Source organism: Ramlibacter sp. PS4R-6 (assembly GCF_037572775.1).
GTDB lineage: Bacteria > Pseudomonadota > Gammaproteobacteria > Burkholderiales > Burkholderiaceae_C > Ramlibacter.
Genome location: NZ_JBBHKA010000001.1, coordinates 3537385 through 3555453, shown reverse-complemented (window position 1 = coordinate 3555453; position 18069 = coordinate 3537385). Strand labels below are relative to the sequence as shown.

Here is an 18069-nt window from a genome sequence, read left to right as displayed (position 1 = left end):
GCTACCGGCCGATCGAGGCCGCTGCGGGCATCCAGTCGCAGCGCAGGCGGCCGGCGCGATGCGCCTTCTTGCGCCACTCGACGTACAGGCTCGGGGCCGCCATCGCCAGCACGCACAGCGGCAGGCCCCAGATCACGTCGCACGCATAGACGGGAACCCAGCCCACCCAGCCGGCGACCCACAGCGTGAGCATGGCGTCCCAGGCGTGGTACTCGACGGGGTGGTCGTTGCGATGCGCGAGGTGCCACCTCTTGATCCGTTGCAGATCGTCGACTGTCATGCGCACCTCCGCCGGGCGGCCCCGTAAGTTTCGAGTAAGGACACTGTAAGTTCCGCGTAAGTTGGCGTCAAGCGCTCCTTTTTTAGGAGCGTCCGGCACAGTGTGGACCAAGCGGGGAGGGCTGTCTGTCAGTTCCGATTCAGTTTCGGTGCGGGCAAACACCGAGGGCCCCGGTAAGGGCTTCGTCAGCCGTATCGCCCAGATTTCACTGACAGCACAACGCAACACAGGAGACAGAGATGGAAGCACAAGCACCCGCCTGGCGCCTCACCTCCAAGGGACAAGTCTTCCGTGACCTCGTCGAGACCAACGACACGACGCTGGCGCCCCTGTCGCGCTACCTGCACGACGTGCTGCTGATGTGCGGCTCGGGCATGTGGTTCGACCAGATGCGGCAGTTCATGCCCCCTCACTCGCTCCGCGAATCTCTGCAAACCCTCCAGCTGCTGGGCTTGCTCGAACCTTCGGACGGCCGCGTCCATTGACCATGATCTACGCCATCACGCCCAAGGGCCACGTCGTGCTGCGCAGTGCAGCGCGGTGGGGCCTGTCGCGCCACCTGCGCGAGCTGCTGGCGTTCTGCGACCCGGCCATGCGCGTCGAACAGGCGCGCCAGTTCTTCCCACCCGACTCGCTGCAGATCGCGCTCTACGCGCTGCAGCAGCTCGAGCTCATTGACGGTCCCCCCGTCGAGGCCCCGCGCGTCAACACCACGTGGGCGGCGCAGCCCGTCTGGCGGCGCGCGCCGGGCGAGCTCCGCGACCAGCCCGACAGCACGCCGGCCTGAGGCGCGTCAGCCGCGCTGGTACAGCACGACGTTCGCCTCGCGCCGCACGTCTTCCTTCGTCGCCAGCATGTGCACGTCGTATTTCGTGCCCGGCACGGGCAACGGCGAGCGGAAGCTGAATTCGAAGAATCCGCGCGCATCGGCCTGCAAGGTCTGCGCGAAGACTTGCTGCGCGCCCGTGAACTGGCCGAGCAGCGGCGGCACAGCCGTCACGCGCACCTCGACGCGCGCGAAAGGCGCCGTGCGGCCGCGCACGTTGGCCACGTCGCCTTCGATGGTGCCGTTGTTGGGGTGCGAGACGATCTCGATCGGAACCTCGATGGGCGCGGCGGCCAGCACCAGCGGCCGGTCGATGTTCATGGTGGATGCACGGTCGCCGATGCGCATGTGCGCTACCGCCGGGGCACGCGGGTTCAGGCGGTCGTTGCGCGTGAGCGTGTAGCCGCCTTCATAGAAGCCGGGGCGCACCTCCTCCAGGCGCACGTTCTGCTCGATGCCGGGCAGGTCCACCCACACGCGCGCACCGGGCGTGCCTTCCACCGCGAAGCGCAGCACCGCGCCGGGTTCCATGCGCTCGGCCGGCCAGTTGTTCACGCGCAGGATGCGGACCTCGTCGGCCGCCGGCGCCTGCGCGACGGCGCCGCGGACGTCGTGGGGCACGTTGTATTCGGCCACGGCCACGCGGTTGCCGTTCCTCAGGCTGGCACGGATCGGTGCGCCGGGCTCGATGCGGTCGGCGCTGGTGACGGTGTAGCGGCCCACGTACAGGCCGCGCTCGACTTCGCGCAGGGCGATGTTGCCGCGGATGCCGCGCACGCGCACGGAGGCCTCGGCGCGCGGTGTGCCTTCCATGCGGAAGCGCAGGCGCGAGCCCGGGGCCACGGCGCCGTCGGTCGTCACTTCGAGCGAGCGCACTTCCAGCGCCTGCTGCGCGACGGCCGTCGAGGGCAGGGCGGTGAAGGTCAAGGCGGCCGGCGCCAGCAGGAAGGCGGCGGTGACGTAGTTTTTCAGATGAGCTTTCATGGCAGGCTCCTTCGATGGTTGTGCCTGCTTTAGTTAACGTCCTTGCTCGTCCGTCGCCTGTAGGCGCCGCAGCGCTGCTTCGGTAGGACTCGCCTGCACGGATGAGCTTCGCTACCATGGGCCATGGCCCTGACTCTCAAGGATTCCGTTGCCTGGCTCGATTCGCTGGAGCGTGCCCGTACCGTGCACACCACGGGCGCATGGCCGCTCGTTTCGGTCCTGGACCACCTGGCGCAGAGCATCGAGATGAGCATGGACGGCTACCCGCAGCCCAAGGGCGCGCTGTTCCAGATGACCGCGGGGCGCGCCGCGTTCACCGTCTTTCGTGCCCGCGGCAAGATGAGCCATGGCCTTGCGGAACCGATCCCGGGCGCGCCGCCGCTGGATGTCGGATCGGACTGGAAACCCGCGGCCCGGCGCCTGCGCGCGGCCATCGCGCGCTTCGAGGCGCACAAGGCCCCGCTCAAGCCGCACTTCGCTTATGGCGAACTGTCGAAAGACGACTACACGCTGGCGCACGCGATGCACATCGCCAACCACCAGGAAGAGATCGTCGCGGCCTGAGCGCCGTCAGAACAGGTCCAGGGTCTGTTCGTTCACCGCGTGCGCGGTGGGCTGGGGCAGCGCATAGGCCGCTTCGGACCCCGCGCGCGCCAGCTTCCCCACCCGCACGCCCAGCAGGCGCAGCTTGCGCGACAGGTCCACGCGCTTGAGGCACTGGCCCGCCACCTTGCGGATCGTCGCCCCGTCGGCGGTGAAGTGCTCGATGGTCTGGTCGCGCGTGGCGGTGCGGAAGTCGTCGTAGCGCAGCTTGATGCCGATGGTCTTGCCGACGTAGCCCTTGCGCTGAAGGTCGCCGGCCACCTGCAGGCACAGGTCGGTGAAGATCGCGCCGAGTTCGGCCTTGTCGCGCACTGCATGCAGGTCGCGGTCGAAGGTGGTCTCGCGGCTCATGGAGACGGGCTCGCTCTCGGTGACCACCGGCCGGTCGTCGCGGCCCCACGCGGCCTCGTGCATCCAGGCGCCGTAGGACTTGCCGAAGTTGTCGACCAGCCATTCGGGGTCGGCCTTCGCGATGTCGCCGATCGTGTGCAGGTGCAGCTTGAGCAGCTTCTCCTCCGACTTGGGGCCGATGCCGTTGATCTTGCGCACCGGCAAAGGCCAGATCTTCGCCTGCACGTCGGCTTCGTAGAGCACGGTGATGCCGTTGGGCTTGTTGAACTCGCTCGCCATCTTGGCGATGAGCTTGTTGGGCGCCACCCCGATGGAGCACGTCAGGCCCGTGCGCTCGACGATCGCGCGCTGGATCAGGCGGGCCAGCACGCGGCCGCCTTCGCGCTGGCCGCCGGGCACTTCGGTAAAGTCCACGTAGACCTCGTCGATGCCGCGATCCTCGATGAGCGGCGCGATCTCGGCGATCGTCTCCTTGAAAGCGCGCGAGTAGCGCCGCACCTCGTCGAAATCCACCGGCAGCACGATGGCCTGCGGGCACAGCTTGGCGGCCTTCATCATGCCCATCGCCGAGCCCACGCCGAACTGGCGAGCCGGATAGGTGGCTGTGGTGATCACGCCGCGGCCCACGTAGTCCTTCAGGAGCGGGAAGGCGGCGGCGGGGATTTCCGACAGCGGCAGGCCCGCGTACTGCTCCCGGATGATCTCGTCGACGCGCCGGCGCCCGCCGCCGATCACCACGGGCAGGCCCTTGAGCTGCGGGTAGCGCAGAAGTTCGACGGACGCGAAGAAAGCATCCATGTCGAGGTGGGCGATGCGTCGAAGCGGCGGCGTCACGGCCACGATTTTGCGACCTAGTTCCCGATTCCCGAGCGCGCCACCGCGTCTTCCCTGACGGATTTTTGCGCGATCTGGCGAGAATCGTGCCATCGGAGAGCGAGGAGAAGAAGAGTGAAGCCTTGGATGAAGTGGACGCTGGGCGTCCTCGTGGCGCTGGTGGCGCTGGTGGCGGCGGCAGCTGCCATCGGCTGGCAGATGGCAGCCAGCAAGATGGACCGCACCGTCACGGTCCCCGCGCGTGCCGTTGCGTACGTCGAGGACCAGCAGTCGCTGGCGCGCGGCAAGTACCTGTTCGAGTCGCGCGGCTGCGTGGATTGCCATGGCGCCAACGGCGGCGGGCGCGTGTTCGTCGAGAAGGACGACCTGAAGATCGCGGGCCCGAACATCACCGCGGGCGGCGCGACAGCGGCCTACCAGCCGGCCGACTGGGAGCGCAGCATCCGCCACGGCGTCAGGCCCAACGGCCGGCCGCTGATGATCATGCCCAGCGAGGACTACAACCGGTTCACCGACCAGGACCTCGCAGCGCTGGTGGCGTACGTGCGCAAGCTGCCGCCGCAGAAGGGCGGCGAGGCGATCCTGAAGTTCCCGCCGCCGATGCGCGTGCTGTACGGCTTCGGCGCGATCCAGGACGCGGCCGCGAAGATCGACCACAACCTGCCGCCGGCGCAGCCGGTGGAGGCGGGCGTGAACGTCAAGCACGGCGCGTACGTGGCCAACATGTGCATCGGCTGCCACGGCGAGCACCTGTCCGGCGGCAAGATTCCCGGCGGCCCGCCCGACTGGCCGGCCGCCGCCAACCTCACGCCGGGCGAAGGCAGCGTGATGAAGGCGCGCTACAAGGATTCGGCCGCGTTCATCGCGATGTTGCGCTCGGGCAAGCGCCCCGACGGGTCGGCGATCCCGGTGATGCCTTTCGAGTCGCTGGCCAAACTGAACGACGTCGACGCGCAGGCGCTCCACGCCTACTTGCTCACCGTCGAGCCGCGGCCTTTCGGCAAGCGTTAGTAGCTGCCGGGCAGCAGGATCGACGAATCGACCGTGTTGATGTCGGTGCGCCCGCAGAAGGCCATCGACAGCTCCAGCTCGCGCTGGATGATCCTGAGCGTGTGGTCCACGCCTTCCTCGCCCATCGCCCCCAGGCCGTACAGCATCGCGCGGCCGATGTAGGTTCCCTTGGCGCCGAGCGCCAGTGCCTTGAGCACGTGCTGGCCGGAGCGGATGCCGCCGTCCATGTGCACCTCGATCTCCTTGCCGACGGCGGCGGCGATCTCCGGCAGCGCCGAGATGGACGAGGGCGCGCCGTCGAGCTGGCGGCCGCCGTGGTTGGAGACGATGATCGCGTCGGCGCCGGTGCCCACGGCGAGGCGCGCATCCTCCACGTCCTGGATGCCCTTGAGGACCAGCTTGCCGCCCCAGCGCTTCTTGATCCATTCGACGTCGTTCCATGACAGGCGCGGGTCGAACTGCTTGGCCGTCCACTCCGACAGCGACCCCATGTTGTCCACGCCCTTGACGTGCCCGACGATGTTGCCGAACTGCCGGCGCTGCGTGCCGAGCATGCCCAGGCACCAGCGCGGCTTGGTCATCATGTTCAGGATGTTGGGGAGGGTGAGCTTGGGCGGCGCCGACAGCCCGTTCTTCAGGTCCTTGTGGCGCTGGCCGAGGATCTGCAGGTCCAGCGTGAGCACCAGGGCCGAGCAGTTCGCGGCCTTGGCGCGGTCGATCAGGCGCTCGATGAAGTCGCGGTCGCGCATCACGTAGAGCTGGAACCAGAAGGGGTGCCCGCCCGTCTCCTTGGCCACGTCCTCGATGGAGCAGATGCTCATGGTGGACAGCGTGAACGGGATGCCGAACTTCTTGGCCGACTTCGCCGCGAGGATCTCGCCGTCGGCATGCTGCATGCCCGTCAGGCCCGTCGGCGCGATCGCCACCGGCATGGCGACGTCCTGGCCGATCATCTTCGTGCGCGTGCTGCGGTTGTCCATGTTCACCGCCACGCGCTGGCGGAACAGGATGCGGTCGAAGTCGGCTTGGTTGGCGCGGTAGGTGGATTCGGTCCAGGAGCCGGAATCGGCGTAGTCGTAGAACATCCGCGGCACGCGCTTTTGCGCGAGCACCCGCAGGTCCTCGATGTTGGTGATGACGGGCACGAGCTGTCTCCTCTCTCGTACCCGATGCTAGCGGCTCGCGCGTGGGGCCGCGGGACGAAATTTCGCCGACCGGCGAAATTCCCTCAACGGGTCATCGGCGAGGAGCCTTGCACGCGCAGGCCGTTGGTGAGCAGCGTCTCCTCCTGCACCGGCGCCATGTGGCGCACGACGCAGCCGCGATCGGAGCCCACGGAGATGCTCACGTCGCAGGCGGGCGGCCCGCCCATGACAGCGGTGCGCGGCGCGGGGGTCCCCGCGCAGCCGGCCAGGCCGAACGCGAGCGCCAGGGCCGTGCAGGAAGTCAGGATGGGGTTCATGGGCCCATGCTGGGCGCGGCGCTGCCGCCCTGCTGTCGGACACCGTCCGCAAACGGTGAACGTGAAATCAGGACAGGCGCTGGCGGTGGCGCGCGATCTCGGCGCGCACCTGCGCCGGGGCCGTGCCCCCGGCCACGTTGCGGGCGTCGAGCGAGCCGCGCAGCGACAGGGCGTCGTACACGTCCTTGCCGATGGCCGGGTGGAACTGCTGCAGCACCGTCAGCGGCAGCTCGGACAGGTCGACGTTGTGCGACACGGCGGCCTTCACCGCCTGCGCGACCGTGTCGTGCGCGTCGCGGAAAGGCAGGCCCTTCTTGACGAGGTAGTCGGCCAGGTCGGTCGCCGTGGCGTAACCCTTCAGCGCCGCCTGCTCCATGGCCTGCGCGTTCACGGTGATGCCGCCCATCATCTCGGTGAAGATGCGCAGCGTGTCGCGCAAGGTGTCGGCCGCGTCGAAGAGCGGCTCCTTGTCTTCCTGGTTGTCCTTGTTGTACGCCAGGGGCTGGCCCTTCATCAGCATGAGCAGGCCCATGAGGTGGCCGGCCACGCGGCCCGTCTTGCCGCGCGCGAGCTCCGCCACGTCGGGGTTCTTCTTCTGCGGCATGATCGACGAGCCGGTGGTGAAGCGGTCGGCGATGCGGATGAAGCCGAAGTTCTGGCTCATCCACAGCACCAGCTCCTCCGACAGGCGGCTGATGTGGACCATGGCCAGCGAAGCGGCCGCGGTGAACTCGATGGCGAAGTCGCGGTCGCTCACCGCGTCGAGCGAGTTGCGGCAGATGCCGTCCATGCCAAGGGCCTTGGCGACCATCTCGCGGTCCAAGGGGTAGCTGGTGCCGGCGAGTGCCGCGGCGCCCAGCGGCAGGCGGTTCACGCGCTTGCGCACGTCGGCCATGCGCTCGGCGTCGCGCTGGAACATCTCCACGTACGCCAGCAGGTGGTGGCCGAACGTGACGGGCTGCGCCACCTGCAGGTGCGTGAAGCCGGGCATGACGGTGTCGGCGTGCTTGTCCGCCAATTCCAGCAGCGACTTCTGTAGCGCCGCGAGCAGTGTGGCGATGGTGTCGATCTCGCCGCGCAGCCACAGGCGGATGTCGGTGGCGACCTGGTCGTTGCGGCTGCGGCCGGTGTGCAGGCGCTTGCCCGCGTCGCCCACCAACTGCGTCAGGCGCGCCTCGACGTTCAGGTGCACGTCCTCCAGCTCCAGCTTCCACTGGAACTGGCCCGATTCGATCTCCTGCGCCACCTGCGCCAGGCCCTTCTCGATGGCCGCGAGGTCCTCGCCCGAGATGACCTTCTGCGCCGCCAGCATGCGCGCGTGGGCCAGCGAGCCGTCGATGTCGGCCCGCCACATGCGCTTGTCGAAGCCGACGCTGGCGGTGTAGCGTTGCACCAGCTCGCTCATGGGCTCCGAGAAGAGCGCGGACCAGCCTTCGGATTTCTTGTCGAGAGGGTTCATGGGGAGCGGGGGATCACCAATAATCGGCCGGAAGCAGCCGCTTGGCTATGAACGATTCGCAAATTCTATCGGCCTTCCAGGAAAGCACGGCACCCGCCGTGGCGCCGCGGCGTGTCCTGGTCTTCGATGCCTGCCATGTGGGCGTGGTGCTGCGCGCCGTGCTCTTCGTGGAGGTGGTGATGGCCGTTGGCGCGACTTTCGGCGCCGCGACCCCGGCCGATTGGCTGTTGCGCCTGGCGACCCTGAGCGCCGCCGCCCTGCCGGCGACCATCGCCTGGCTCGTCATTGCCTGCGTCCTGAAGACCGCGCTGGAGAGCCTGCCGCCGGCCGCCCAGCAGGCCTTCGGGATCGCGCTGGGTGCGGTCGTGGGGCTGTTCGGCTGCGGCCTGGTGAGCGCCACCGGGTTCGCCGCCAACCCGCCGTGGGTCGCCTCGGCTGCCACCGGTGCGCTGCTCGCGGCCGCGCTGGTCGCCGCCCTGGTGCTGCGCGCCAAGGCCCGGCTGCCTGCGGACGCGGCGGCGAAGCTGTCGCAGCTGCAGGCGCGCATCCGCCCGCACTTCCTCTTCAACACGCTGAACAGCGCCATCGCGCTGGTCCGGGATGACCCGGCGCGGGCGGAAGCGATCCTCGAGGACCTGTCCGACCTGTTCCACCACGCGCTGCGCGAGCCCGGCGAGTCGGTCACGCTGGCCGACGAGATCGAGCTGGCGCGTCGCTACCTCGACATCGAGCAGGTGCGCTTCGGCGACCGCCTGCGGGTCGAGTGGTCGATCGACGCCGAAGCCGGCGGCGCCCGCGTGCCGCCCCTGGTGCTGCAGCCGCTGGTGGAGAACGCCGTGAAGCATGGCGTGGAACCCAGCGAGGAGGGCGCGCAGGTGAAGGTCAGCACGCAGCGGCGCGGCGCGCGCGTGGTGATCAAGGTGACGAACACCGTGCCCGCGGGGCAGGGCGCGCCGGGGCACGGCGTGGCGCAGGCCAACGTGCGCGAGCGGCTGGCGCTGCTGCACGACGTGCAAGGCCAGTTCCAGGCCGTGCTGCAGGACGGCGTCTACCAGGTGCGCATCGAGGTGCCGGCGTGAGCATGCAGGTGCTCATCGTCGACGACGAGCCATTGGCGCGCTCGCGCCTTCGCACCTTGCTCGCCAGCTGCGGCTCGCCGGCGGTGGCCGTGGCGGCCGAGGCCGCGGGCGCGTCGCAGGCGATGGAGCTGATCGCGAATGGGGACTTCGATGCGGTGTTCCTCGACGTGCAGATGCCGGGCATGGACGGCGTGGCGCTGGCGCGCGCCCTGCGGGCGGCGGGTCGCACACCCGCGATCGTCTTCGTCACCGCGCACGCGCAGCACGCGGTGGCCGCGTTCGAAGTGGAGGCGGTGGATTACCTGACCAAGCCCGTGCGCCTCGAGCGGCTGCAGTCGGCGCTGGAGAAGGTTCGCAAGCGCCGCCTTGCGGCCGGCGATGCCGACCCCGAGATCCTGCTCATCCAGGACCGCGGCCGGACCGAGCGCGTGCCGCTGCCCGAGGTGCTCTATTTCAAGGCCGAGCTGAAGTACGTGACGGTGCGCACCGCGGCGCGCAGCTACATCCTGGACGCATCGCTGTCCGACCTGGAAGAGCGGCACAGCGCGTACTTCCTGCGCATCCACCGCAATGCCCTGGTGGCGCGCAAGGCCGTCCGCGCCCTCGAGAAGCACTACGACCCCGAGGAGGGCGAGGGCTGGGCCGTGCGCCTGAACGGTATCGATGAGCTGCTTGCAGTCTCCCGCCGACAGCTGAGCGCGGTGCGGGACGCCATCTCAGCCTGAACAACGCGCCCACAATGCGGGCCATGGACAGGCCCGACGAACAAGCACAACAGGCGCTGGAGACTCCGGACGCCACGCCGGCGCCGGCGCCGATGCCCGCCGACCCCGACGATCCGTCGCACGTGCTGCTGCACATGCCGGTGCACGTGCGCAGCATGTCGCTGATGCTGCTGGCGGCGTTGCTGGTCATCGCCACGCTGAAATGGGCTGCGCCCTTTTTCATCCCGGTGATGATCGCCTTCCTCCTGAGCTATGCGCTGTCGCCGATCGTCGATCGCCTCCAGCGCTGGCGCGTCCCGCGCGCGCTCACCGCCGCCGTGCTGATCTTCGGCCTGCTGGCGTCGGCGGGCGGGGGCGCGTGGTCGTTCAGCGACGACGTCAGCTCGATGATCGAGTCGCTGCCCGTGGCCGCCACGAAGCTGCGCGACAAGCTGCGCCAGCAGGCGGCCGGCAAGGACACCCTCACGACCGTGCAGAAAGCCGCGTCGCAACTGGAGCAGGCGGCCGCCGAAGCGGGAGGGGCCGCAGCGCCGGCGCAGCGTGGCGTGCAACGCGTGGTCGTCGAAAAGCCGCGCTTCGACCTGCGCGAACACCTCTGGACGGGAACCATCGGTGTCGCGAGCCTCGTCGGGCAGGTCGTCGTCGTGACGTTCCTCACCTACTTCCTCTTGATCTCGGGGGACACGTTCCGGCGGAAGCTGGTGAAGATCACGGGACCCCAATTGAGCCAGAAGAAGATCACCGTGCAGGCGCTGGACGAGATCAACGAGCAAATCCAGCGCTACCTGCTGGTGCAGCTGGTCTCCAGCATCATCGTCGGCGTGGCCACGGCGCTGTCGTTCTGGGCGCTGGGCCTGAAGCACGCGGCCGTGTGGGGCTTCTTCGGCGGCCTGCTCAACCTGATCCCCTACATCGGCGCCATCGTCATCACGGCCGCCGCGTCCATCGTCGCCTTCATGCAGTTCGGGGACCTCGACCAGGCCATCTACATCGCCGCGGCGTCGACCACCATCCACACCATCGTCGGCTACCTGCTGGTGCCCTGGTGGACCAGCCGCACCAGCCGGATGAACGCGGTGGCCGTCTTCATCGGCGTGCTCGCATGGGGCTGGCTATGGGGCGTGTGGGGCCTGCTCCTGGGCATCCCCATTCTCATGATCGTCAAAGCGGTGTGCGACCGCGTCGACCATCTCAAGCCCGTCGGGGAGCTGCTGGGGCAGTAGCGGCTAGTGCAGCGTGTCCGACTGCACGCTGGGCACCGAGAGCTCGCGGCCCACCATGGCGCGCGCGTACAGGTAGTTGGCGCGGGCGCGGTCGGTCAGCGCGTCCATGTCGACGCGGCCTTGCCGGTCGCACGGGAACGCGTAGCCCCTGCCCGCATTGAACAGGGAGCGGAAGCACAGCTGGAACGGGGCGGAAGCGGTCTGCAGCATGGCGGTTCTCCTCGAAGCGTGGTGACAGCATCCCTGCTGCGAAGATTCGGCGCAAAGCCTGTCTTGCCGCTGACACGAACCGTCATCTGACCGACAACTGACAAACCGAGCTCCGCGTGGTTTGTCATCCCGGCGCAGGCCGGGATCCAGCGTCTTTCACCCCGTGTTCCTCAACCCTGCTGCAATTCCATTGATCGAGATGTGGATGCCGCGTCGCGCCCGCTCGTCCAGCTCCCCTTCCCTGTGGCGGCGCACCAATTCCACCTGCAGGTGGTGCAGCGGGTCGATGTAGGGGAAGCGGTGGCGGATGGAGCGCGCCAGCGCGGCGTTGCCCGCCAGGCGCTGCCTCTCGCCGGTGATGGCGTTGAGTGCTTCCACCGTGCGGTGCCACTCCGCCTCGATGGTGGCGAAGATGCGCTTTCTCAGCTTCGCATCGCCCACGAGCTCCGCGTAGCGCGAGGCCAAGGCCAGGTCGCTCTTGGCCAGCACCATGTCGATGTTGGACAGCAGCGCCTTGAGGAACGGCCAGTTGCGGTACATGCGCTGCAGCAAGGCCAGTTGGTTGCGCTTGTCCTCGGCGAGGAAAGACTCCACGGCCGAACCGAACCCGTACCAGCCCGGCAGCGTCAGGCGGCACTGGCCCCAGCTGAAGCTCCAGGGGATGGCGCGCAGGTCCTCGATCCTGTGGCTGGACTTGCGCGAGGCCGGGCGCGAGCCGATGTTCAGCTCGGCGATCTCGCGGATGGGAGTCGAGCCGAAGAAGTAGTCGGTGAAGCCGGGGGTTTCGTAGACGAGGGCCCGGTAGGCTTTCATGCTCGCTTGCGACAGGGCTTCGGCCGCGGCGATGAATTCCTTCGGTGCCGGCTTGCTCGGTTGCAAGAGACTCGCTTCGAGCGTGGCGGCGACCAGCGTCTCCAGGTTGCGCCGCCCGATCTCCGGGTTGGCGTATTTGGAGCCGATCACCTCGCCCTGTTCGGTCAGGCGGATCTGACCGCGCACGGTGCCCGGCGGCTGCGCCAGGATCGCCTGGTAGCTGGGGCCGCCGCCTCGGCCCACGGTGCCACCGCGCCCGTGGAACATGCGCAGCTGGATGTTGTGGCTGTTGGCCAGTTGCTCGAACAGGTTGACCAAGGCGGTGCCCGCGCGGTACAGCTCCCAGTTGCTGGTGAAGATGCCCCCGTCCTTGTTGGAGTCGCTGTAGCCCAGCATGATGTCCTGCTCGGCGCCCGAGCGCTGCACCAGGCGAGCCACGCCCGGCAGCCGGTAGAACTCGCGCATGATGCGCGCGGCGTTTCGCAGGTCCTCGATGGTTTCGAACAGGGGCACGACGATCAGCTGCGCCTGCGCGTCGTCATCGAGGGTGCCGCGCATGAGGCCCGCTTCCTTCTGCAGCAGCAGGACTTCGAGCAGGTCGGAGACGTCCTCGGTGTGGCTGATGATGTAGTGGCGGATCGCCTGCGCGCCCAGGCGCGAGCGCATGGCCAGGGCCATCTCGAAGATGGCCAGCTCCTTCTTGGCAAGCTCGCTGTACTGCGCGCCCATCACGCGCAAGGGGCGCGCGTCGCACAGCAGGCGCACCAGCAGCTCGCGCCGGGCGGGTTCGTCGAGCTTGGCGTAGTCCGCCTCGATGCGGGCCACCGACAGCAATTCCGCAACCACCAACTCATGCTGGTCGGAGCTTTGGCGCAAATCCACCGTGGCCAAGTGGAAGCCGAACACTTCCACCGCGCGGATCAAGGGATGCAGCCTTTGCTGCACGATCGCGCCGCCATGGTGGGCGAGGAGGGAAGCTTCGATCGTGCGCAGGTCGGCCAGGAACTCCTGCGAGCTGGCATAGGGGTTCTGCGGCGGGATCGCATGCCGCGCCGCGTCGCCGCCGGTGAACTCCTTCAATGTCGCCGCCAGCCGCGCATACATCCCGGTCAGCGCGCGGCGATACGGCTCGTCGAGCCGGTGCTCGGTCATGTCCGGCGAGCTGTCGGCCAGCGCGCGCATCTGGGGCGTGATGGCAACGAGGAGCGCCGATTGCGAGAGCTCCTGGCCGAGGAAGTGCACTTCGGTGAGGAAGTGGCGCAGCGCCACTTCCGATTGGCGGCGCAGCGCGTACTCCAGCGTCTGCGCCGTCACGTTCGGGTTGCCGTCGCGGTCCCCGCCGATCCATTGGCCCATGCGCAGGAAGGAAGCCACGGGTTGCGAGCCGAGTTCGCGTTCGAGATGCGCGTAGAGCTTCGGAATCTCGCGCAGGAAGGTCGCCTCGTAATACGACAGCGCGTTCTCGATCTCGTCCGCCACCGTGAGCTTCGTAAACCGCAGCAAGCGCGTTTGCCACAGCTGCAACACCCGCGCCCGCATGTGCGCCTCGTTCGCCGCAAGCTCGCGCGGCGCCAGCGCGTCCTTGGGCAAGGCACGCGCCTTGATCTCGTCGCGTGCGGTCAGGAGATTCGCGATGTCGCGTTCGGCATCCAGGATGCTCTTGCGCTGCACTTCCGTCGGGTGCGCGGTCAGGACGGGCGAGAGGTAGCTGTGCGCGAGGAGTTGGGAGACGGACTTCGCACCGATGCCCGCCCAGCGCAGGCGCGCCAGCGCCACCTCGATGCTGCCCTCCTGCTGGTCGCCGGCGCGCTCGTGGATCGAGCGGCGGCGGATGTGGTGCCGGTCTTCCGCCAGGTTGGCCAGGTGCGAGAAGTAGGTGAACGCACGGATCACGCTGACCGTCTGCTCGCTCGACAGCGACTTGAGCAGCGCCTTCAGCGCCCGGTCCGCCTCGTGGTCCGCATCGCGCCGGAATGCCACCGAGAACTTGCGCACCCGCTCGATCAGCTCGTACGCTTCCACGCCTTCCTGCTCGCGGATCACGTCGCCCAGGATGCGGCCCAGAAGGCGGATGTCTTCGATCAGGGGCTTCTCGTTCTCGCGCGCGCGGCGCGAGGGCGTCGTGGGGGGCGTGTCCGGCGGCATGGTGCGGGCGATGCTAGCATCGACGACTGTTTAAGCATTACAGAGTGATGACGACGAACCGACTCGTGATCGCGACGCGCGAAAGCCGCCTGGCCCTGTGGCAGGCGGAGCACGTGAAGGCGCTGCTCGAGGAACGTGGGCACCCCGTGTCGCTGCTCGGCATGACCACGCGCGGCGACCAGATCCTCGACCGCACGCTGTCCAAGGTGGGCGGCAAGGGCCTCTTCGTGAAGGAACTCGAGGTGGCGCTCGAGGAGGGCCGCGCCGACATTGCCGTGCACTCGCTCAAGGACGTGCCCATGGAACTGCCGGCGGGTTTCGAGCTCGCCTGCGTGATGGAGCGCGAGGATCCGCGCGATGCCTTCGTGTCCAACAAGGCCGCGTCGCTGGCCGAGCTGCCGCAAGGCGCGCTGGTCGGCACGTCCAGCCTGCGCCGCGTCGTGCTGCTGCGATCGCTGCGCCCCGACCTGCGCATCGAGCCGCTGCGCGGCAACCTCGACACGCGCCTGCGCAAGCTCGACGAAGGCCAGTACGACGCGATCGTGCTGGCGGCCGCCGGCCTCAAGCGCCTGGGCCTCGCGGACCGCATCCGCGCGACGTTCGAGCCGGAAGAAATGCTGCCCTCCGCCGGCCAGGGCGCGCTGGGCATCGAGATCCGTGCCGAGCGCAGCGACCTGGCCGCCGCGCTGGAGCCGCTTTCGCATCACGCCACGTGGATGGCCGTTGCCGCGGAGCGCGAAGTGAGCCGGGCATTGGGAGGCAGTTGCTCGATGCCGTTGGCCGCCTACGCGGCGTATTCGGGCGAGTATTTGCAGCTGCGCGCGGCGTGGGGCGACGCGGAAGGCACGGGTCCGCTCTTGCGTGCGCAATCGGCCGCCGCGGTGGCCGACCTTGCGCAAGCCCGGGCCCTCGGCGCGGAAGTCGCGGGCCGCCTGCGCGCCGCCGGTGCGCACTGAGGCGGCCATGCGCGTGATCGTCACCCGGCCGGCCGCTGAAGCGGCCGAGTGGGTCGAGGGCCTGCGCTCGGCGGGGTTCGCCCCGGTGGCCTTGCCCCTGATCCAGATCCTCCCGGCAGGCGACGCGCGTGCCTTGCAGGACGCGTGGTTGCGCATCACGCACTATCGCGCCGCGATGTTCGTCAGCGCCAATGCCGTGCGCGGCTTCTTCGCGGCTGCGCCCGCGGCAACGGCGTTCGGCACGCGGGCGTGGGCCACCGGCGCGGGCACGTTGGGCGCATTGCTCGCGGCGGGCGTCGCGCGTGACCGCATCGACGCCCCGCCCGCCGATGCGCCGCGCTTCGATTCCGAGGCGCTGTGGGACGTCGTCCAAGCCCAAGCCGAAGCGGGTGCCCGCGTGCTGCTGGTGCGCGGCGCCGACGCCGGTTCGCAACAGCCGGCGGGCCGCGAGTGGCTGGAGCAGCGGCTGCTGGAGAAGGGCGCGCGGCCCGAAGCCGTCGTCGCGTACGTGCGCGCCTGCCCGAAACTGTCGGACGCGGACCGCGAATGGGCCGCGCGGGCCGCGAGCGATGGCAGCGCCTGGCTCTTCAGCAGTTCGCAGGCCATCGCCAATCTCCAGGCACAACTGCCGGGCGTCGACTGGTCGCGCGCCCGCGCCGTCGCGACGCATCCGCGCATCGCCGATGCAGCGCGCGCGGCGGGCTTCGCTGTTGTGCGCGTGTCACGCCCGCCCCTCGAGGCGGTGGTGGCCGACCTAGAATCGCTCGGATGAGCTCCGAGCCGAACGACCCGTCCCTCGCTTCGAGCCAGGTCCCGGCCCTGGAGCCCGCGCCGCCGCCCGCGTCCGACCCGGCGAGCGCGCCCGGCGCCGTCGTCGTCACGCGCGGCCTTCTCTACGCACTGATCATCGTCGCGGGCCTGGCGCTCCTCGCCAGCGGCCTGCTGTGGCAAAGGCTCTCCAACATCCAGGAGCAGCTCGCGCGCCAGTCGCAGGAATCGGGCAACACGTCGGTGGAGGCGCGCACGCTCGCCAAGCAGGCCCAGGAGCTCGCGCGCGAGACCGCCGCGCGCCAGGCGGTGCTCGACACGCGCCTGGCCGAAGTCGCGCTGCAGCGCAGCCAGGTCGAGGAACTGGTGCAAAGCCTCTCGCGCTCGCGCGACGAGAACATGCTGGTCGACATCGAGTCGGGCCTGCGCCTGGCGCAGCAGCAGGCGCAGCTGACGGGCAGCGTCGAGCCGCTGCTGGCCGCGATGCGCGGCGCCGACCAGCGCCTCGAACGCAGCGGCCAGCCGCGCCTGGCGCGCGTGCGCTCGGCCGTGCTGCGCGACATCGACCGCATCAAGGGCGCGACGGTGGCCGACGTGCCTTCGCTGCTCGCGCGCCTGGACGAGATCACGCGCCAGGTCGACGAGCTGCCGCTGGCAAACGCCACCGCAGCGGCGCCGGCGGCTTCGGCGCGGAGGAAGGAAGCGCCGACGAAGCTGCCGTGGTGGGAGCAGGCGCTGGCCGACATCCGCGAGGAGGCGCGCGGCCTGGTGCGCGTGAGCCGCATCGACGAGCCCGAAGCCGTGCTGCTCTCGCCCGACCAGGGTTTCTTCGTGCGCGAGAACGTCAAGCTCAAGCTGCTCAACGCGCGCCTGGAAGTGCTGTCGCGGCAGATGGAAGCGGCCCGTGCCGACGTCACCTCGGCGGGGGCTGCGCTGCGCAAGTACTTCGATGCGAATTCGCGCAAGACGCAGGGCACCGTGCAGCAGCTGCAGCAGGTGCAGTCGCAGCTGCGCGCCGTGGAAGTGCCGCGCATCGACGAGACGCTCGCGGTGCTGGCGACCGCCGCGGCGGGCAGGTAGGCCGCGATGCGCGCGGCCCTGTGGCTCCTGGCCCTGTTCGGCATTGCCGTGGCGGTGGCGCTGTTCGCCGGCAACAACCAGGGCACGGTCACGCTGTTCTGGCCGCCGTGGCGCCTGGACCTGTCGCTCAACCTCGTGCTGCTGCTGCTCGTGGGTGCGTTCGTGCTGCTGCACGTGGCGCTGGGCGCGCTGTCCGCGCTGTTCGACATGCCCCGGCAGGCGCTGCGCTGGCGTACGCAGCAGAAGGAAAGGGCGATGCACGCGTCGGTGCTGGACTCGTTCTCGCACCTGATCGCCGGCCGCTTCATCCGCGCGCGCAAGGCCGCCGAGGCCGCGCTGGGCCAGGAGAAGTCGCTGACGTCCGGCGGGCACGCGCCGGCCAACGGCGCCCAAGTGCGAACGTTGGCCCACCTGCTGGCTGCCGAGAGCGCGCAGTCCCTCCAGGACAAGCCGGCGCGCGAGGAACACCTGAAGCTCGCACTCGACGAAGGCGCGGCGCGCGACGCGCAGGAGACGCGCGAAGGCGCGCTGATGCGCGCGGCGCGCTGGTCGCTCGACGACCGCGACCCCGATGCCGCCATTGCCTGGCTGCGCGAGCTGCCGCAGGGCGCGGCGCGGCGCACGCTGGCGATGCGCATGAAGCTGAAGGCCGCCCGGCTGGCGCGGCAGACCGCGGACGCGCTGGAGACGGCGCGCCTGCTCGCCAAGCACCGCGCGTTCTCCAGTACGGCCGCCGAGAGCATCGTGCGCGGCCTTGCGATGGACATGCTCAATGGCGCACACGATGCGCAGCAGCTGCAGCGCACGTGGCTGTCGCTGGAGGCGGCGGAGCGCGAGATGCCCGAGCTCGCCATCCATGCGGCGCAGCGGCTGGTGATGCTCGGCGGCGACGCCCAGGTGGCGCGGGAATGGCTGTTGCCCGTGTGGGACCAGCAGCACCAGCTCGGCGACACCGCCAAGGTCAAGCTCGTGCGAGCGCTCGAAACGGGGCTCGACACGCTCGATGCGACGTGGCTTGCACGTATCGAAACGGCGCAGCGCGCCAATCCGCGCGACGCGACGCTGCAATACCTCGCCGGGATGGCGTGCATGAAGCGCCAGCTGTGGGGCAAGGCGCAGCAATTGCTCGGGCAGGCGGCCCTGGGTATCCAGGACCCGCGCCTGCACCGCAACGCATGGCGCGCGGTGGCGGAGCTTGCCGAGCAGCGCGGGGATGCGGAAGCGGCCGCGCGCGCATGGAAGCGCGCCGCGACCGAGTGA

19 protein-coding genes are annotated in these 18069 nt (G+C 69.4%); 11 read left to right on the top strand and 8 right to left on the bottom strand.

What is annotated here, in order from left to right:
- Position 1 precedes the first annotated feature (1 nt).
- Positions 2 to 280, bottom strand: coding sequence for a hypothetical protein (locus tag WG903_RS17725; protein ID WP_340077881.1), 279 nt, complete (start codon positions 278 to 280; stop codon positions 2 to 4).
- A 239-nt stretch (positions 281 to 519) separates the two neighbouring features.
- Between WG903_RS17725 and WG903_RS17720 the strand changes: the two genes are divergently transcribed.
- On the top strand, positions 520 to 765 hold the full coding sequence (locus WG903_RS17720) for a hypothetical protein (protein WP_340077879.1): 246 nt from the start codon (positions 520 to 522) through the stop codon (positions 763 to 765).
- 2 nt (positions 766 to 767) lie between these two features.
- Entirely contained in the window at positions 768 to 1067 is a 300-nt protein-coding gene (locus WG903_RS17715) for a hypothetical protein (protein ID WP_340077877.1), read from the top strand.
- Between the two features lie 6 nt (positions 1068 to 1073).
- Here the strand turns inward: WG903_RS17715 and WG903_RS17710 are convergent, their stop codons facing one another.
- A complete protein-coding gene (locus tag WG903_RS17710) occupies positions 1074 to 2090 on the bottom strand; it encodes a hypothetical protein (protein ID WP_340077875.1) in 1017 nt (338 codons plus the stop codon).
- Positions 2091 to 2213: 123 nt separating this feature from the next.
- Between WG903_RS17710 and WG903_RS17705 the strand changes: the two genes are divergently transcribed.
- Positions 2214 to 2654, top strand: coding sequence for a DUF1569 domain-containing protein (locus WG903_RS17705; protein ID WP_340077873.1), 441 nt, complete (start codon positions 2214 to 2216; stop codon positions 2652 to 2654).
- A 6-nt stretch (positions 2655 to 2660) separates the two neighbouring features.
- Here WG903_RS17705 and WG903_RS17700 read toward each other — a convergent pair whose 3' ends face one another.
- A complete protein-coding gene (locus tag WG903_RS17700; protein WP_340078273.1) occupies positions 2661 to 3842 on the bottom strand; it encodes a Y-family DNA polymerase in 1182 nt (393 codons plus the stop codon).
- A gap of 150 nt (positions 3843 to 3992) precedes the next feature.
- Here WG903_RS17700 and WG903_RS17695 point away from each other — a divergent pair, with 150 nt between their 5' ends.
- Positions 3993 to 4889, top strand: a complete 897-nt coding sequence (locus WG903_RS17695) for a cytochrome c (RefSeq protein WP_340077871.1) — start codon at positions 3993 to 3995, stop codon at positions 4887 to 4889.
- On the opposite strand, the gene WG903_RS17690 is transcribed toward WG903_RS17695, so the two are convergent.
- The 3 genes from WG903_RS17690 to argH all read right to left on the bottom strand — a co-directional run bounded on the left by WG903_RS17690 (position 4886) and on the right by argH (position 7810).
- On the bottom strand, positions 4886 to 6034 hold the full coding sequence (locus tag WG903_RS17690) for an alpha-hydroxy acid oxidase (protein ID WP_340077869.1): 1149 nt from the start codon (positions 6032 to 6034) through the stop codon (positions 4886 to 4888). The two genes, WG903_RS17695 and WG903_RS17690, sit on opposite strands and share 4 nt — an antisense overlap.
- Before the next feature lie 83 nt (positions 6035 to 6117).
- On the bottom strand, positions 6118 to 6351 hold the full coding sequence (locus WG903_RS17685; RefSeq protein WP_340077867.1) for a hypothetical protein: 234 nt from the start codon (positions 6349 to 6351) through the stop codon (positions 6118 to 6120).
- A 67-nt stretch (positions 6352 to 6418) separates the two neighbouring features.
- Positions 6419 to 7810 carry an argininosuccinate lyase gene (gene argH / locus WG903_RS17680; RefSeq protein ID WP_340077865.1) on the bottom strand — a complete coding sequence of 464 codons (1392 nt, stop codon included), beginning with the start codon at positions 7808 to 7810 and terminating at the stop codon, positions 6419 to 6421.
- Positions 7811 to 7857: 47 nt separating this feature from the next.
- Here argH and WG903_RS17675 point away from each other — a divergent pair, with 47 nt between their 5' ends.
- The 3 genes from WG903_RS17675 to WG903_RS17665 are packed head-to-tail and all read left to right on the top strand — an operon-like array spanning position 7858 to position 10837.
- Entirely contained in the window at positions 7858 to 8889 is a 1032-nt protein-coding gene (locus WG903_RS17675) for a sensor histidine kinase (RefSeq protein ID WP_340077863.1), read from the top strand.
- Positions 8890 to 8891: 2 nt separating this feature from the next.
- Positions 8892 to 9614 (top strand): LytR/AlgR family response regulator transcription factor, encoded by a 723-nt coding sequence (locus tag WG903_RS17670; RefSeq protein WP_340078272.1) that lies wholly within the window; start codon positions 8892 to 8894, stop codon positions 9612 to 9614.
- A gap of 23 nt (positions 9615 to 9637) precedes the next feature.
- Positions 9638 to 10837 carry an AI-2E family transporter gene (locus WG903_RS17665; RefSeq protein ID WP_340077861.1) on the top strand — a complete coding sequence of 400 codons (1200 nt, stop codon included), beginning with the start codon at positions 9638 to 9640 and terminating at the stop codon, positions 10835 to 10837.
- 3 nt (positions 10838 to 10840) lie between these two features.
- Here WG903_RS17665 and WG903_RS17660 read toward each other — a convergent pair whose 3' ends face one another.
- Together WG903_RS17660 and ppc are read right to left on the bottom strand one after the other, a co-directional pair.
- The gene (locus WG903_RS17660) at positions 10841 to 11047 is read right to left on the bottom strand and encodes a hypothetical protein (protein WP_340077859.1); all 207 of its coding nucleotides are present in this window, start codon (positions 11045 to 11047) and stop codon (positions 10841 to 10843) included.
- 156 nt (positions 11048 to 11203) lie between these two features.
- Positions 11204 to 14005 (bottom strand): phosphoenolpyruvate carboxylase, encoded by a 2802-nt coding sequence (gene ppc / locus WG903_RS17655; protein ID WP_340077857.1) that lies wholly within the window; start codon positions 14003 to 14005, stop codon positions 11204 to 11206.
- A 47-nt stretch (positions 14006 to 14052) separates the two neighbouring features.
- Between ppc and hemC the strand changes: the two genes are divergently transcribed.
- Genes hemC through WG903_RS17635 form a run of 4 tightly spaced genes read left to right on the top strand, consistent with a single transcriptional unit; the run spans position 14053 to position 18069 of the window.
- Positions 14053 to 14961, top strand: coding sequence for a hydroxymethylbilane synthase (hemC, locus tag WG903_RS17650; RefSeq protein ID WP_340077855.1), 909 nt, complete (start codon positions 14053 to 14055; stop codon positions 14959 to 14961).
- A gap of 7 nt (positions 14962 to 14968) precedes the next feature.
- The gene (locus WG903_RS17645) at positions 14969 to 15733 is read left to right on the top strand and encodes a uroporphyrinogen-III synthase (RefSeq protein ID WP_340077853.1); all 765 of its coding nucleotides are present in this window, start codon (positions 14969 to 14971) and stop codon (positions 15731 to 15733) included.
- Complete coding sequence (locus tag WG903_RS17640; RefSeq protein ID WP_340077851.1) at positions 15730 to 16809, top strand: uroporphyrinogen-III C-methyltransferase; 1080 nt, start codon at positions 15730 to 15732, stop codon at positions 16807 to 16809. The genes WG903_RS17645 and WG903_RS17640 overlap by 4 nt, the downstream gene beginning before the upstream one ends.
- Positions 16810 to 16815: 6 nt before the next feature.
- Positions 16816 to 18069 (top strand): heme biosynthesis protein HemY, encoded by a 1254-nt coding sequence (locus WG903_RS17635; protein WP_340077849.1) that lies wholly within the window; start codon positions 16816 to 16818, stop codon positions 18067 to 18069.

What these genes read in the sequence shown, in the direction of transcription:
- WG903_RS17725 (WP_340077881.1), bottom strand. Translation starts at nt 280, where the DNA reads ATGACAGTCGACGATCTGCAACGGATCAAGAGGTGGCACCTCGCGCAT.
- WG903_RS17720 (WP_340077879.1), top strand. Translation starts at nt 520, where the DNA reads ATGGAAGCACAAGCACCCGCCTGGCGCCTCACCTCCAAGGGACAAGTC.
- WG903_RS17715 (WP_340077877.1), top strand. Translation starts at nt 768, where the DNA reads ATGATCTACGCCATCACGCCCAAGGGCCACGTCGTGCTGCGCAGTGCA.
- WG903_RS17710 (WP_340077875.1), bottom strand. Translation starts at nt 2,090, where the DNA reads ATGAAAGCTCATCTGAAAAACTACGTCACCGCCGCCTTCCTGCTGGCG.
- WG903_RS17705 (WP_340077873.1), top strand. Translation starts at nt 2,214, where the DNA reads ATGGCCCTGACTCTCAAGGATTCCGTTGCCTGGCTCGATTCGCTGGAG.
- WG903_RS17700 (WP_340078273.1), bottom strand. Translation starts at nt 3,842, where the DNA reads ATGGATGCTTTCTTCGCGTCCGTCGAACTTCTGCGCTACCCGCAGCTC.
- WG903_RS17685 (WP_340077867.1), bottom strand. Translation starts at nt 6,351, where the DNA reads ATGAACCCCATCCTGACTTCCTGCACGGCCCTGGCGCTCGCGTTCGGC.
- argH (WP_340077865.1), bottom strand. Translation starts at nt 7,810, where the DNA reads ATGAACCCTCTCGACAAGAAATCCGAAGGCTGGTCCGCGCTCTTCTCG.
- WG903_RS17675 (WP_340077863.1), top strand. Translation starts at nt 7,858, where the DNA reads ATGAACGATTCGCAAATTCTATCGGCCTTCCAGGAAAGCACGGCACCC.
- WG903_RS17670 (WP_340078272.1), top strand. Translation starts at nt 8,892, where the DNA reads ATGCAGGTGCTCATCGTCGACGACGAGCCATTGGCGCGCTCGCGCCTT.
- WG903_RS17665 (WP_340077861.1), top strand. Translation starts at nt 9,638, where the DNA reads ATGGACAGGCCCGACGAACAAGCACAACAGGCGCTGGAGACTCCGGAC.
- WG903_RS17660 (WP_340077859.1), bottom strand. Translation starts at nt 11,047, where the DNA reads ATGCTGCAGACCGCTTCCGCCCCGTTCCAGCTGTGCTTCCGCTCCCTG.
- ppc (WP_340077857.1), bottom strand. Translation starts at nt 14,005, where the DNA reads ATGCCGCCGGACACGCCCCCCACGACGCCCTCGCGCCGCGCGCGCGAG.
- hemC (WP_340077855.1), top strand. Translation starts at nt 14,053, where the DNA reads ATGACGACGAACCGACTCGTGATCGCGACGCGCGAAAGCCGCCTGGCC.
- WG903_RS17645 (WP_340077853.1), top strand. Translation starts at nt 14,969, where the DNA reads ATGCGCGTGATCGTCACCCGGCCGGCCGCTGAAGCGGCCGAGTGGGTC.
- WG903_RS17640 (WP_340077851.1), top strand. Translation starts at nt 15,730, where the DNA reads ATGAGCTCCGAGCCGAACGACCCGTCCCTCGCTTCGAGCCAGGTCCCG.
- WG903_RS17635 (WP_340077849.1), top strand. Translation starts at nt 16,816, where the DNA reads ATGCGCGCGGCCCTGTGGCTCCTGGCCCTGTTCGGCATTGCCGTGGCG.